Origin of the sequence: Hymenobacter psychrophilus (genome assembly GCF_900107135.1) — a bacterium.
Lineage (GTDB): Bacteria > Bacteroidota > Bacteroidia > Cytophagales > Hymenobacteraceae > Hymenobacter > Hymenobacter psychrophilus.
Map to the genome: position 1 here is coordinate 26,516 of NZ_FNOV01000012.1, position 14,579 is coordinate 41,094.

Sequence of the window (14,579 nt, forward strand, 5' to 3'; positions counted from 1 at the left end):
TTTCAGGCTATGAAATCAGGCGAACAAGCCCTCTACCGATAGGTACCGCTCGCCGGTGTCGTAACAAAAGGTGAGCACGCGGCTGTTCTGGGGCATATCGGGCAGCTTCTGGGCCACGGCGGCCAGCGAAGCACCGGAGGAGATGCCGATGAAGATGCCTTCCTCGCGGGCGGCCCGGCGGGCCATGTCGGCCGCGGCCTGCTGGCTGACGAGCACCGTACCGTCGAGCAGGCTGGTGTGCAGGTTTTCGGGGATGAAGCCCGCCCCTACGCCCTGAATGGGGTGCGGGCCCGGCGCACCACCGCTGATAACGGGCGACAGCTCGGGCTCGACGGCGAATACTTTCAGATCCGGGAATTTCGGCTTGAGCACCTCGGCCACGCCGGTCAGGTGGCCGCCGGTGCCCACGCCGGTGATGTAGTACTCGAAGCCCTCGGGCGCGTCGGCCAGGATTTCGCGGGCCGTGTGCTCGACGTGGGCCTTGATGTTGGCCGGGTTGTCGAACTGCCCCGGCATCCAGGCGTTGGGGTCGGCCTGCACCAGTTCCTGGGCCCGCTCAATGGCGCCCTTCATGCCTTTTTCGCGGGGCGTGAGTTCCAGGTTGGCCCCGTAGGCGGCCATCAGGCGGCGACGCTCGATGCTCATGCTCTCGGGCATCACGAGCGTGACTTTGTAGCCTTTCACGGCTCCTACCATGGCCAGGCCCACGCCGGTGTTGCCCGAAGTAGGCTCGATGATAACGCTGTCAGGCGTCAGGGTGCCGTTCTTTTCGGCTTCCTCAATCATGCTTAGCGCAATGCGGTCTTTGATGCTGCCGCCGGGGTTGGCCCGTTCCAGCTTCATCCACACTTCTACATCGGGCCGGTCGGCGAACAGGCGGTTGAGGCGCAGTAGCGGCGTGTTGCCGATGGTATCGAGAATGGTATTGGCTTTCATTTTTTAGAAATTAGGAGTTACAAGCCAGAAGTCAGAAGCAGAAGTTGAATTTGTTGGTCTGTATGATGTTCAATTCCAGCTTCTAACTTCTAGCTCTTCAAATAGAAAACATGATGTCCCCGGCCGGATCTTCGGTGCGGGTGACGTGGATGTGGGCTTTGTGGTAGACGCGTGAGTGCGAGGGCACGCTCTCGGTGAGCCAGACGTTGCCGCCGATGATGCTGTGGCGGCCAACGGTGGTGCTGCCGCCCAGAATGGTAGCCCCGGCATAAATTACTACGTCGTCTTCGATGGTAGGGTGGCGCTTGATGCCCTGCAGATGTTTGCCCACGCTCAGGGCCCCGAGTGTAACGCCCTGGAAAATCTTCACCCGGGCCCCAATAACGCAGGTTTCGCCAATAACCAGACCGGTGCCATGGTCGATGCAGAACGAGGGGCCGATGCTGGCGCCGGGATGAATGTCGATGCCAGTGCGCTGGTGGGCGTACTCGCTGAGCAGGCGCGGCACCCGCGGCACCCCGCGCCGGTGCAGGCCGTGGGCAAACCGGTGCATCGCCGTGGCATAGAAGCCCGGATACGTGCTTACCACCTCGGCCAGGCCCTGGGCGGCCGGGTCGGCGGCCACGATGGCAGCGGCGTCGAGCAGCAGGGTTTCGCGCAGGGCCGGCAGCGCGGCCATGGATGCCGCCGCGAGCTGGGCGGCTTCAGCGGGGGCGGCTACGGCCAGCAGCAGGTCGGCCAAGTCGTCCTGGAGCAGGCGCAGCGTGGCCGCCAGCGCGTCGGCGTTGGGTAAGGAACGCGGGGCACGCTCCGGAAACAGCAACTCCAGCAATTGGTCGGCCAGCCGGCAGAAGCCCGCGGCGGGCAGCGGGGCCGCCGTTGCCTGATGAGCCCGGGCAAGCTGGTCGAGAAAATCAGAATCAGAGGAAGCCATGCAGGGAGTTGAAGGCGAAACACCGGCCACAGGGCAGCGGTGGAGTTCGGGCGGGAAGTAACCACTGACCGGGGCCGAAGGTTTGGGCCCCGGAGCCGTTGGCTCGGGCAACAACCCCGGAGCCGCGGGCTGCGTTAGCGGGGAAGTAACCTGATTTTTTTCACTTTTATCTAAGCATATCATGGCTGATACCACCATCACTAAAGTAGATTCGCAACACTCGCCCAAAGGTCCGGACGGCGAAAAATATTTGGCTTCCGGCGTGCACGTATCCATGCGGATGTGGGAAAACGAGCAGCCCGGGGAGCCCAAGGAGGCTTCGGCCAGCGCCTACGAAACCGTTGGCTACGTACTCAAGGGCCGCGCCGAGCTGCACCTGGAGGGCCAGAAGGTAATTCTGGAGCCCGGTAACTCATGGGTAGTGCCCAAAGGCGCCTCGCATACCTACAAAATTCTGGAGGAGTTTTCGGCCGTAGAAGCCACTACGCCTCCCGCCCAGGCCCACGGCCGCGACGATAAGTAGGCTGTTAGCTGACTAAACGAAACCCCGCCCCGGCAGTTGCCGGAGCGGGGTTTTGTCTTATTATTAACTCCTAGGTGCGTAAAGGCAGGTTGACTCCTCTCAATCTTAAAAGCAAGCTATAAGCTACTAGCTGTTGGCTAGCAGCTTATGCTGAAGCTGTTTACAAAGTCAAAAGGCGGTCATGCTGAGCTTGTCGAAGCATCTCTACCGCTTCGTCGCAGTCAGCCAACGAAGCGGTAAAGATGCTTCGACAAGCTCAGCATGACAGTTTCGTAACCATGACCGACTTTATAAACAGCTTCTCTCTCATTCCTGGTAGTTCACGTATTTCTCCAGCTTGTCATTGATAAAGAGCAGCTCCCATTGCTTGCCCTGAAAGCGGGAATAGAACCAGGCGGTGAACCGGCCGGCATCTTCGAGGCTTTCGGTGCGGCTGCGGGGCTTACCCATTATCTGCTCCACTTCCTTCGTGCTCATCCCCTTCACCAGCGTGCCCTGCTGAATTGCCTTCCAGTTCGAGTCCTTGGTCTGGCTGTTTTGGCTGCGGGGGTCGGTGAAGCTGAACGACTGCTCGAACTGGTCTTCCAGCGGCTTACCGCCCATGTAGTTCAGGTGGCCGTTGGTGCCGCTCAGCACGTAGTCCTGCGTCTGCACCTGGCGCGGAGTCACGCCCACGTATTCGAACGTGAGCCGGATGGGTTTGGGGCCATTTCCCATCTCCACCTTGGTAAACTTAACGGGAACGAACTTGGGCAGGTACTGCACATCATCGCGGGTGGAGGCTTGGCTGATATAGGAGCGGAGCACGTAGGCCGTGCGCCCCACCAGCAGTTTGCGGGCCTTCTCAAAATCATCGAGGTATATCAGGCAAGGAGCCCCAACCATGTCGCCGTTGGCTTTCACCTCGGCCATTGTGCTGCCGATGATGTGGGCATACTGCTTGCCGTCGGCGGCCTTGAACACTACGGCTACCTTCTCGTAACCGCTGTTTTGGTTGTCGTACCCTTTATCCTGGAACGGCTGAAGGCCCACAAAAGTAAAATTGGTGCCCGCCAGCTTTTTATCCTCGGGTGAGTTGCCGTAGAGGTCGGTGCCCTTGAAGGTGGAACCTTTGAGCGCCATAAACTGGCATTCAGAAAATATACCGCCGTCTTTGGCGGGCATCTGAAAACGCATGCCAGGCTTCCAGTCGAGGAGCTTGCGCTGCGGAAACTCGCGCTTGATGTCGATACTCTGGGCCCGGGCCGTTGCCGTAAGCCCCAGCAGGCTAATTCCCAATAAAAGTACTTTCAGCATAAAACATGGTGTAAGAGTAGAGAAAGGCAGACCAAATAATACAAGCGCAACAGGACGACTCATCTGCCTGACATGGCCACCACGCAACTCCGGTGGCCGACTGGCAAAGGCCGGAATGAACCTAATGGTTACTGCAGTTCTACCTTATCAATCCGGTCACCGATTTCGAGGCGACTTACTACATCCATACCTTCAATTACCTGGGCGAAGATGGTATAACGGCCGTCGAGGTGAGGCGTGGGGGCGTGGGTGATGAACCACTGGCAGCTTTCGGTGTCTTTGCCGGCCGAAGCCAGGCCCACTGCTCCTTCGCCGTAGTGCAAGTCGGCAAACTCGGAGCGCAGGTTATAGTCGGTGCTACCCCAACCGTCGCCGCGGGGGCAGCCACCCTGGGCCACGAAGTTGGGCACCACCCGGTGGAAATTCTTGCCATCATAAAAACCCGCCCGAATAAGCTGCACGAAGCTGGCCACGGAGCCGGGCGCCTCGTTCACGAGCAGGCGTAGCACCACGTTTCCCTTGCTGGTGCGCACGATGGCCCGCGGAACGGCCGGCAGCGCCATCACCACATCCCACGGAATGGGGTGGCTGGCGGCCCGCGCCACCGGCACCGGCGTAGGCGTGGCGCCGCGCAGGTAGTCGATGGTCTGCTGCAACGACTGCCAGGCTTCCAGGTCGCGGGGCAGCACCAGCTTGCGGCGGGCCGCTACCAGGAAATCGGTGTTGGGCAGCAGGCGGCGCAGGTTCAGCTTCGGGTCGCGGATGGCTTCGGCGGCCAGGCCCAACTGAGCTACGTCGCCGCCGAGCACGCCCTGGCGCAGCACCAGCGCGAAATCGGGTTGGCGGCCGGCCGGAAAGTCGGGCAGCCGGCGCTGGGCTACCAGCGCCTCCATTCCGTAGGTACCCACCACCAACGAGCGGCCCGGCGCAAAGGTGGCCTCGCGCACAAAGTCGAAAGCCGCCGGATCTTCCCCCAGCGCTTTCAACAGGTAACCCTTTTCATAGGCATCAGGGGAGGCCGAATAGCGCTCCTGCACGGCCCGGCGGATGGCTTCGCGGCCGGGGCCGGGCTGGCGCAGGGCGGCGGCCAGCAGGGTGGCCCGCACCCGCCACTCGGGCAAGGCCTGCGCTTTTTCGAGCAGCACCGGACCGGGCTCGCTGGTTGCGTGGGCCAGGAAAAACTCGGCCGCCGTAAGGGCTACCTGGGCATTTTCATCGGTCAGCGCGGCCCAGGCAGCCTCTTTCACCGGAGCATACATGGCGGCCGACATGGCCCGCAGCGCGCTCAGGCGCACCCGGTAGTCGGGGTCGCGGCGGGCCAGCGCGGCCAGGCTGGCGGGCACGCTGGCATCGGTAGCGGCTTTGGCCAGGGCCTGGGCCACGCCCGCGCGCACGGCGTAGTGCCGGTCGGTGCGGGCGGCGGCGGCGAGGGCGGCAGCGTAGGGGGCCAGGTTGAGGCCGCGGGTACGGGCCAGGGCATTGGCGGCAGCCAGCCGGGCGCTGGTGGGGTTTTCGGCCGCCAGCAGCTGCACCAACCGGGCCACGGCCGCCTCCGAGGTGAGGCCCCGCAGCCCGGCGCGGTACAGGCCCCAGGCCTGCCCGCTGAGCGCGGCTGTATCGGTGGCCAGGGCGGGCGGCAGCTTGGTGAGGCCGGCCAGCCCGGCGCGGCTGGTGCAGCGGCCCAGCGCTTCGAGCACGTAGCGCCGGGTGGCGGCATCGGTTTCGTGGGGCAGCTGCTGCATCAGGCCGGTTTCGGCGGTCGAGTCGGCGGCTTGGCCTAAGGCGTAGGCGGCCAGTTGGCGCACCCGCGGCGCCTCGTCTTCCTGTAGCAGCAGTAGCAGGCGCGGCGTGGCGGCCTTGTCCTGCACCGAGGCCAAGGCCTCGGCGGCGGCTTGGCGGTAGCGGGTTTCGGGGTGGTTCAGGTAAGGCAGCAGCGCGGCAGTGCGGCGCTCGTCCTGCAGGGTGGCAATGCGGCGCAGAGTGCTGTCGAGGGCGAATTGATTGGTGGGAGCCACGGCGGCCACGGAGCCGGAGGCAACCGGGCGGGGGGCGCAGGCAGGCAGCAAACCGATGGCGGCAACAGTGGCAACAACTGTGGCGGCTCGGCAAAGAGCGGAGTAGGTCATGGTTGGCCCAAGATAGATACTCCGGCCCCGAAGGCAACCCTGGCCGCCCGAAAAGCATCTTGCTCTGCAGCGTTTCTTTGGAAACCTCGCTACCCGAGCCGCTGCCGCCCTCAGCTTAGCAAGAGGCGCGCTTGCTCAACTTTTGGCGACGTAAGGTGGTGAAATCCATTTATCGTCGCATCTTTACACCCTTTCCGCTGCTATTCTCTATGCCGGTCGTTCGCGTGCTTCTGGTACTGTTTTCCGGACTGTTGCTCAGCGCCCCCGCCGTGCGGGCTCAGCAGACGGTCCGCCCCAGTCCAGCTGAAACCAAACCCGCTTCTACACCGCCCAAACGGCGCGAGCAGCGGGTTTTTACCATGCATCTACCGCTCCCTACGCTGGTGGCCCGCCTAGGCGAAGCTGCCGGCCTGCTCGAACGACCGGCCACGAAAAACGGCCGTAACAAGGCGGCCGAGGCCATTCCCGAAAATCCTGTGCTGGTATTCACGCTGCCCTTGCCGAAGCTGTTCAGCACCCAGGCCGCCAGCGCGCCGGCTCCGTCCACTCCCTGACGCGTCCCTCAACCTGCGTTCTATGGCCCTGCCCCCCGACACTATCCGCATTCGTAGCAGGCTTTCCGACAACGATATTTCTATCGTCCGGAACGACAGCAACAGCGCCACAATTTCAGTCGATACCACCAAATCTGCTTATAAGTTTGGCCCTAATGCCAGCACAATCGGTAAGCAGGTAGCTAGCGCCAACACCGGCGTAGTGGTGATGGTGCTGCTCAGCATTTGGCTGGTGCGGGGGGTGAGTCGTTTTGTTAACCTGAAAGACCGGTTTCCTGGATGGAATAGGTTTTACTTCCGGTTCTGGATGCTGGGCGCGGTGTACTACCTGGCGCTGCTGGGCTTCCGCGTTATGCGCCCGGAGGCCGACGATTTCTATGTACTGCTGGTCCTTCTCGCTACGGCCGCCGTGCTGCTGAAGGTGCGCGACTACCGCCCGGCCCGCACGCTGCTGCTGGGGTTTTTACCCCTGACGGTCTTTGCCATCATCGAGATGTTTATGTTCGTGTTCCTGCCGAACACCGTGCGCTTCTACAAAGATGGGTTTCAGTCGGCGGAAGGGTTCAGTTGGCTGTGGCTATTTGTCTTCATCTTTATTGCCCGCAGCCACAAGAAGCAGGCAGAGAAGGAACGACTGGAGCGCGAGGCCGCCGCCCTCGAAAAGCAGCGCATAGAGGCCCAGAACGCTGCCCTGGAGCAAATGGTGGCCGAGCGTACGGCCTCGCTCACCCGGCAGACGGAGGAGCTGCGCGAAACGCTGGAGGAGCTGCGCATTACGCAGGCCCAGCTTATTCAGAGCGAGAAAATGGCTAGCCTGGGCGAACTGACGGCCGGTATTGCCCACGAAATTCAGAACCCGCTCAACTTCGTTACCAACTTCGCCGATGTGAGCACCGAGCTGCTCCACGAGCTGGAAGAAGAGCAGCAGCGCCCCACGCGCGACCTGGGGCTGGAAACCGAGCTGTTGACCGATCTGCGTCAGAACCTGACCAAGATTACGCACCACGGGCAGCGGGCGGCCAGCATCGTGCGCGGCATGCTCGAACACAGCCGCGCCAGCTCCGGCGAGCGGGCCCCCACCAACCTCAACCAGCTCGCCGACGAATATCTGCGCCTAGCTTACCACGGACTGCGTGCCAAAAATAAATCCTTCAACGCCACGCTTACCACCTTCTTCGACCCCGACCTAAAAAGCGTTGACGTGGTGCCCCAGGACCTGGGACGGGTGCTGCTCAACCTGTTCACCAACGCTTTTTACGCCGTGCAAAAGCGCAAGGAGCTTGGGGAGCCCGGTTACACGCCTACCGTGGAGGTAAGCACGCTGCACCGTGCGTCGGGCGCGGTAGAAATAAGGGTGCGCGACAACGGCACGGGCATTCCGGCGGCGGTGCGCCAGAAAATCTTTCAGCCCTTTTTCACCACCAAGCCCGCCGGCGAGGGCACGGGCCTGGGCCTGTCGCTCAGCTACGACATCATCACCAAGGGCCACAACGGCACGCTCAGCCTGCAAACTGAGGAAGGACAGGGCACCGAATTTATTATCGAGCTGCCCGGCTGATTTTCGCAGTTGCTGGTGCCCCCTTTATAATTGCTTCATTTCATAAGCCTCCCACCTTAGCCCTCTAGTGCTCGCTTATGAAGTTGATCATTTTCCCGCCGATACCCAGCATCCTTGTCTCGCTGTTCATTTTCCTGGCGCTACGGCATTTTCTGGAGCTACCCGAGCGGGCACCGCGGCTCAACTGGCTGCTGAAGTACCTCTGGGTGCTGGCCGTACCGCTGCTTGTGGTACTGGAAACCGTTGGCAGCCGCTGGGATACGGATGTTCACTGGCTGCTTGATGCGGTTTACGTGGGACTAATGGTGCTGCTGGCCGGCGTGGTCCTGATCCGGATGCGGGCTTTACGGCCGGCCCGCACCCTACTGGTAGCCCTGGCTCCATTCGCGCTTCAGGCGCTGGCCAAACTCGCCCTTTACACGCTGCCGATAACCGCCGGAGATACCCTCAGCAGCCTGATAGACTACGGAAAGCCCGCGGATGTATACTGGTTTTTCAGCATCGCCTGGCTGGTGGTGGGCACACTGGTGGCGTACAAACAGCAGCGCATACTGCAGCAGGAGCAGTTGGAGCGCGAACTGGAAGCCCGGATCAAATTCCGCAATCAGGAATTGGAACAGTTGGTTGAGGAGCGCACGGCTTCGCTCAACCGGCAGACGGAGGAGCTGCGCACCACGTTACAGCAGCTGAAGGCCACGCAGAGCCAGCTTATTCAGAGCGAGAAGATGGCCAGCCTGGGCGAGCTGACGGCCGGCATTGCCCACGAAATCCAGAACCCGCTCAACTTCGTCACCAACTTCGCCGACGTGAGTGCCGAACTGCTGGGCGAGCTACGCGAGGAGCACCAGAAGGGAGTAGTAGCAGATACCGAACTGGAAGCGGAGCTGCTGACCGATCTGGAGCAGAACCTGACCAAGATTACGCACCACGGGCAGCGGGCGGCCAGCATCGTGCGCGGCATGCTCGAACACAGCCGCGCCAGCTCCGGCGAGCGGGCCCCCACCAACCTCAACCAGCTCGCCGACGAATATCTGCGCCTGGCCTACCACGGCCTGCGCGCCAAAAATAAATCCTTCAACGCCACGCTTACCACCTTCTTCGACCCCGACCTAAAAAGCGTTGACGTGGTGCCCCAGGACCTGGGACGGGTGCTGCTCAACCTGTTCACCAACGCTTTTTACGCCGTGCAAAAGCGCAAGGAGCTTGGGGAGCCCGGTTACACGCCTACCGTGGAGGTAAGCACGCTGCACCGTGCGTCGGGCGCGGTAGAAATAAGGGTGCGCGACAACGGCACGGGCATCCCGGCGGCGGTGCGCCAGAAAATCTTTCAGCCCTTTTTCACCACCAAGCCCGCCGGCGAGGGCACGGGCCTGGGCCTGTCGCTCAGCTACGACATCATCACCAAGGGCCACAACGGTACGCTCAGCCTGCAAACCGAGGAAGGACAGGGAACCGAATTCATTATCGAGCTGCCCGGCTGATTTTTTTTAGCTGCTAGCGGGCCATCGACCGTTAGTAGTAAAGAACAAGCAACGACTCACTAAACAGCTGACAACTGCTATACCTTTACTTGTATGAATATTTTGGTAGTGGATGATGAGCTGGATGTGCGGGCGCTGTTTGAACAGCGGTTCCGACGCGAAATTCGGGGCGGGCAGCTGCGGTTTGCGTTTGCCCACTCGGGCGAGGAGGCGCTCGACTACCTGCACCAGCACGCCTCAGAAGTGGTGCTGATTCTGTCCGACATCAATATGCCCGGTATGAGTGGGCTGGAGCTGCTGGGCCGCATCCGGCAGGAATACCCCGCTCCCCCCCCGCCCGCGCCCCCCCAGGTGATGATGCTGACGGCCTACGCCGACGAGGACAGCCGCCGGCAGGCCCTAGAACTGGGAGCCAGCGACTTTCTAACAAAACCCGTCGATTTTGTCGCTCTCAAGCAGAAATTACTGCAACTTGCCGCCAACGACGACGCCCCCTCATAATGAAAACGAAGATTCTGGTAGTTGATGACGAGGCCGACCTGGAGCTGCTCATCAAGCAGAAATTCCGGCGCAAAATCCGGGAAAATGTGTACGAGTTTGTGTTTGCCCACAACGGCCAGCAGGCCCTCGATACGCTAGGCGAGCAAACCGATTTCGACATCATCCTCTCCGACATTAATATGCCGGTGATGGACGGGTTGGAGCTGCTCAGCCGCCTGCCGGAAGTCAATCCGGTCATCAAAACCGTGATGATATCGGCCTACGGCGACATGCACAACATCCGCACGGCCATGAACCGCGGGGCGTTCGATTTCGTGACCAAGCCCGTGGATTTTCAGGACCTAGAGCTGACCGTAGACAAGGCTGCCCGCCACGTGCAGCAGCTGCGCCAGACGTTGCGGGCCATCCAGGAAAACAACATCCTGCGCATGTACGTGGATGAAACCGTGCTCAACTTCGTGGGCCGGCCCGAGTTCAAGAACACGCTCATGGCCTCCGAAACGGTGCAGGCCACCGTAGTGTTTATCGATATCTGCGGCTTTACTTCGCTCTCGGAAGTGTTGCCGCCCACCGATATCGTGATGATGCTCAACCGCTACTTCGACCAGATGGTGAAGGAGATTATTGCCCAGGGCGGCTACATCGACAAGTTTATGGGCGATGCCGTAATGGCCGTCTTCCGCAACGAATACCACCTGGATAGGGCCGTAGATGCCGCCCTGGCCGCCCGCGCCGCCGTGCAGGCCAACCACGACACACTACCCGACGGCCGCCCCTACCAGCCGCTGGTCAGCATCGGCATCAACACCGGCGAGATGGTGTCGGGCAATATCGGCTCGGCCTCGCTCAAGCGCCTCGACTACACGGTTATCGGCGACAACGTGAACGTGAGCCAGCGCCTGCAGGCCGCCGCCCAGCCCGGCCAGATTGTGGTCACTGAGGCCATCTACGAGCAGCTGAAAGAGTCTTTCCAGTGTCGGCCGCTGCAGGAAGTTGCCCTTAAGAATAAGTCCGAGCCGGTAATGATTTACGAGGTAGTAGCGTAGCGGTGAAATGGTGAGTTGATGTTCGGTCAGTACTGATTGCGCTACCTGCGCCGCTAGGCTGATCGAACATCAACTCACCATCTCACCGCTACGCCTCATTCTGCCTTCTCAGGCGCTGGCAGAGCACGCGCAGGATGTTACGGAGCACTTCGGGGCGTTCTTCCATCACGTCGTAGAAATCTTCCTGGTCGAGGCGGAAGGCCAGCGTGGGCGCCAAAGCGCGGGCCGCGGCAGAGCGGGGCTCGGCATCGAGCAGGGCCAGCTCGCCGAAGAAGTCGCCCGGGCCAAAAGCAGCCAGCTGACGGTCCCCGGTGAAGATGCCGACTTCGCCCTCATGCACGATAAACAGCGACGTACCCAAATCGCCCTGGGCAAAAATCTGCTGGCCGGCCGCCAGCGACACCTCCTGCATGATGGGCACGATGGCGCTGAGCACATTGGCCGGCGTGGCCGCAAAAAGAGCAGTACGCTGCAGCACGGCCACCCGGTCGGCAGCAGAAACGTGGGCGGCAGTGGCGGCGTGGTTCATGAGCAGGTCGGCTAGGGCAGGGTTTTCGGTGAGGGCCGCATGGTAGGCAGCAGGGCGGTTTTTGGCCCAGATTATTAGCGCGGCCAGGGCACTTTCGAGCACTAGCGGGCTGGCTGAGGCCAAGTGCGGCCGCAGCAATGCGAAGCGGGTGCGAGCGGGCGGCAGCTGACGCAGGGCCAGGCTTACGGTCCAGTCGGTAAAGATACTTTCGCCGCGCTCCACCATATTTTCCGACAGCAACGCAGATGCCGGAGCAGTAGGCAGCAGGCGGTCGAAGCGGGCCGCTTTGGCCGCTGGCGAGCCCACTTCGAGCAGGGTTTGCAGGCCTTGGTAGGTAGGCCGGTCGATGAGGTTGTCGAGAATTTCGAGGGCGTTGGCCTGCCGCTCGCGGGCCGCGTGGGCCACGTGGCGCTGGGCGTCGCGGATGGACTGGGGCGGGTAGAGTTGCTGCAGCAGCCCGAATAGCCGCTGCTCCACCCGCTTCAGCTCATAGTCGAGGGCCAGATGCAGCGGGCCGGCCGCCAGCCTTGCCTGGCTGTGCAGCAGCTCGCGGGCCAACTGCAGATCCTGCTCCAGCAACTCCCGAAAAACGGGGGCATCGGCCGGGTGGGGGGCGTGGTAGCGCAGGGCCCGCAGGGCGGCTTCGCGGCGGGTCAGGGCGGGCTGTTGGGCCAACTGCACCAGCGCCCGGCGGCTCTCGGGCGTTGGCAGCTGCCCGCACAGGTAGGCGGCTCGTCGCACAACCGCTTCTTCGGCCGAGTCGGCCTGCAGCGTGCGGCACAGCGTGGGCAGGGCGGTACTGCCGAGGGCCAACAGCTGCCTGGTGGCAGCGGCCCGGGTCTTTTTGTCGGCCAGCGCCGCCACCAGGGCCGCTACTTCGGCCTCAGTTGCCACTGCAGCCGGCCGAACACCTAGCGGAATCCGGGTTTCATCGGTAGTGGCTTCGGCGGCATTACTGCCGGCCGTTGTGGGCGCCGATGCATCGGGAGCGGCACTGAACCGGCGGCCTACGGCGTGGTGTAGCTCGGCCAGGTAATGGCCGTAGGTGCGGTAGAGCAGCAGGCCGGCGCCCACCGTGAGCACCAGCATCCAGCCAATCTGCCAGCCCAGGGCCGTTGGCAGGCCCAGCAGCAGCAGGGCACCCAGGCCCAGGCCCAGCGGCTCGTATACGCCCTTGGCCAGCGTGTGGGCCTGCAGCCGCTCGGCAGCGGGCAGCGGCTGGAACAGCACCAGGAATACCGGGTCGAAAAAAGCCCGCCGCAGCACTTCCTGCACCAGAAATAGCCCGCACAGGTACAATAGCAGCCCCGAGCTGCCCAGCTTACCGCTCAGACCGAACAAGGCAAAGCCCGCCAGCAGCACCAGGGGCAGCGCCAGCAGCACCCGCCGCGGCCCCAGCCAGTCGAGGGCCCGGCCAGTGACCCCCAGTTTCAGCAGCATGGCCACCAGGTAAGTCAGGGCCAGCACCGTGCCCACGTAGCGCATCACCAGCGCCTGATCGTGGAACCGCTCTTTTACGTTGATAAAAAAAGCGTACTCGATGCCCGTGGTAACAGCGGCCAGCAGCAGCATGCTCAGGCACATGGTACCCACCAGCCGGCTGCTGCCCAGCCAGCGCCGCAGGGGCGCAGCCACGACTTCGGAACGAACGGCGCGGGCCGTCGAGCGTACTTCCACGAGGTGGCTGCGGCCGGTGGCCCGCACGACCAACAGTGCCCCCACGTAGGCGAAAAAGGCCAGCAGCAGCAGCCACAACAGCTCGGCATGGTGGTGTACTAATATGGCCAGCACGGCCCCCAGGGCCTTGGCCGGCATATCGCCCGAGCTGATAACGCTGAACAGCCGCCGCCCCTGCCGCACATCAAATACCACCGCCGACACGCCCCAGAATTCGAGGTTGGTGAGCAGATAGATAACCCGGTAGCCGGCCATAATAGCCACCGCCGCCGCCACCGACTCGCCGAACGCCACCAGCACCCCCAGCACGGCCATCAGCACAATTACCGCCAGCAGCACCCGCACGGCTACGCGTTGCAGGCCCAGGTGGTGCTCGTAGTGCGCGTACACCTGCCCGGCCCCCAGCATGGCCAGGGCCGAAGCCCCGTAGGCCAGCGGCAGGCTGGTTTCAGGATGATTTTCGAGCAGAATAACGTTGGCCGCCACGTACACCAGAATGGTGCCGATGCCGAGCAGGAAGTTATGCAGAAAGAACAGCCCTACCGAGCGGCCTTCTTCCGGCCGAATCCCTAATAGTTGCTGCCAGCGGGCGAGAAAGGTCATTTTTTGGTTAAGCTAATAGCTTTTAGCTGATAGCGGCAAATTACAGCTTGCGGCGGGCAAACTACAAAGAACAACCCACGCAAAGCCCTAAATAGCCAACGCTTCAAACCAACTCCTTACCTTTCAGGCCGAAAGCGGCCACCTATTCCCGGCCAGCTAACGGCTATCAGCTAAAAGCTAACAGCTCAAACCCAAATGGATTGCCTCCGCGCCGAAACCTACGTGCTCGACCAGCTGCGCCGGCACCTCTCCCCTACGCTGCGCTACCACGGCCTGCACCACACGCTCGATGTAGTACAGCAGGCCGAGTCGCTGGCCCGGGCCGAAGGCGTTACCGATGCCGAAGAGCTGGCCCTGCTGCGCACGGCGGCGCTTTATCACGACGCGGGCTTCCTGACCACCTACCAGGGCCACGAAGCCGCCAGCTGCGCCCTGGCCCGGCGGGTGCTGCCCGGCTTCGGCTACTCCGCAGCGCAGGTCGGGCTGATTTGCCAGCTTATCATGGCCACCCAAATGCCCCAGTGCCCCGGCGACTCACACCTGGCCCAAATCCTCTGCGACGCCGACCTCGACTACCTTGGCCGCCCCGCCGACTTCTGGCCCGTCAGCCAGACGCTGTTCGAGGAGTTGAGTACCCGCGGCCTCATGCCCGACGAAACGGCCTGGCTGGAACTGCAGATACGCTTCCTGAGCAGCCACTATTACTGGACGCCCGCTGCCACTGCCCGCCGCGAAGCCGCCAAACAGGCCCGGTTGGCAGAGGTGAGGGAGCAGTTGAAGAGCCTGGCAGACAGAACGATATAGGCGCGGATACA

Annotated in this window: 12 protein-coding genes; 7 read left to right on the forward strand and 5 right to left on the reverse strand. The window is 62.4% G+C overall.

Going from position 1 to position 14,579, the window contains the following annotated elements; genetic code table 11:
* Positions 1 to 15: 15 nt before the first annotated feature.
* Positions 16 to 936 (reverse strand): cysteine synthase A, encoded by a 921-nt coding sequence (gene cysK, locus BLW21_RS16850; protein WP_092742211.1) that lies wholly within the window; start codon positions 934 to 936, stop codon positions 16 to 18.
* A gap of 97 nt (positions 937 to 1,033) precedes the next feature.
* Complete coding sequence (locus BLW21_RS16855) at positions 1,034 to 1,870, reverse strand: serine O-acetyltransferase (protein ID WP_092742214.1); 837 nt, start codon at positions 1,868 to 1,870, stop codon at positions 1,034 to 1,036.
* Between the two features lie 181 nt (positions 1,871 to 2,051).
* On the opposite strand from BLW21_RS16855, the gene BLW21_RS16860 reads away from it, so the two are divergent.
* Complete coding sequence (locus BLW21_RS16860) at positions 2,052 to 2,393, forward strand: cupin domain-containing protein (protein ID WP_092742217.1); 342 nt, start codon at positions 2,052 to 2,054, stop codon at positions 2,391 to 2,393.
* A 306-nt stretch (positions 2,394 to 2,699) separates the two neighbouring features.
* On the opposite strand, the gene BLW21_RS16865 is transcribed toward BLW21_RS16860, so the two are convergent.
* Together BLW21_RS16865 and BLW21_RS16870 are read right to left on the reverse strand one after the other, a co-directional pair.
* Positions 2,700 to 3,689: a hypothetical protein gene (locus BLW21_RS16865; RefSeq protein WP_092742220.1), complete on the reverse strand. Its 990-nt coding sequence runs from the start codon at positions 3,687 to 3,689 to the stop codon at positions 2,700 to 2,702.
* 128 nt (positions 3,690 to 3,817) lie between these two features.
* Complete coding sequence (locus tag BLW21_RS16870) at positions 3,818 to 5,815, reverse strand: peptidylprolyl isomerase (protein ID WP_092742223.1); 1,998 nt, start codon at positions 5,813 to 5,815, stop codon at positions 3,818 to 3,820.
* A gap of 359 nt (positions 5,816 to 6,174) precedes the next feature.
* On the opposite strand from BLW21_RS16870, the gene BLW21_RS21265 reads away from it, so the two are divergent.
* From BLW21_RS21265 to BLW21_RS16895, 5 genes are all read left to right on the forward strand, one after another.
* Positions 6,175 to 6,369 carry a hypothetical protein gene (locus BLW21_RS21265; protein WP_139255271.1) on the forward strand — a complete coding sequence of 65 codons (195 nt, stop codon included), beginning with the start codon at positions 6,175 to 6,177 and terminating at the stop codon, positions 6,367 to 6,369.
* Positions 6,370 to 6,391: 22 nt separating this feature from the next.
* The gene (locus BLW21_RS16880; protein ID WP_245711941.1) at positions 6,392 to 7,927 is read left to right on the forward strand and encodes an ATP-binding protein; all 1,536 of its coding nucleotides are present in this window, start codon (positions 6,392 to 6,394) and stop codon (positions 7,925 to 7,927) included.
* Between the two features lie 77 nt (positions 7,928 to 8,004).
* Complete coding sequence (locus BLW21_RS16885) at positions 8,005 to 9,408, forward strand: sensor histidine kinase (protein ID WP_092742229.1); 1,404 nt, start codon at positions 8,005 to 8,007, stop codon at positions 9,406 to 9,408.
* Between the two features lie 93 nt (positions 9,409 to 9,501).
* On the forward strand, positions 9,502 to 9,909 hold the full coding sequence (locus BLW21_RS16890) for a response regulator (RefSeq protein ID WP_092742231.1): 408 nt from the start codon (positions 9,502 to 9,504) through the stop codon (positions 9,907 to 9,909).
* Entirely contained in the window at positions 9,909 to 10,955 is a 1,047-nt protein-coding gene (locus BLW21_RS16895) for an adenylate/guanylate cyclase domain-containing protein (protein ID WP_092742234.1), read from the forward strand. Before BLW21_RS16890 ends, BLW21_RS16895 begins: the two co-directional genes overlap by 1 nt.
* Before the next feature lie 88 nt (positions 10,956 to 11,043).
* On the opposite strand, the gene BLW21_RS22095 is transcribed toward BLW21_RS16895, so the two are convergent.
* Positions 11,044 to 13,764 carry a cyclic nucleotide-binding domain-containing protein gene (locus BLW21_RS22095; RefSeq protein ID WP_092742237.1) on the reverse strand — a complete coding sequence of 907 codons (2,721 nt, stop codon included), beginning with the start codon at positions 13,762 to 13,764 and terminating at the stop codon, positions 11,044 to 11,046.
* 195 nt (positions 13,765 to 13,959) lie between these two features.
* Here BLW21_RS22095 and BLW21_RS16905 point away from each other — a divergent pair, with 195 nt between their 5' ends.
* Entirely contained in the window at positions 13,960 to 14,568 is a 609-nt protein-coding gene (locus tag BLW21_RS16905; protein WP_092742240.1) for an HD domain-containing protein, read from the forward strand.
* The last annotated feature ends 11 nt before the right edge of the window (positions 14,569 to 14,579 follow it).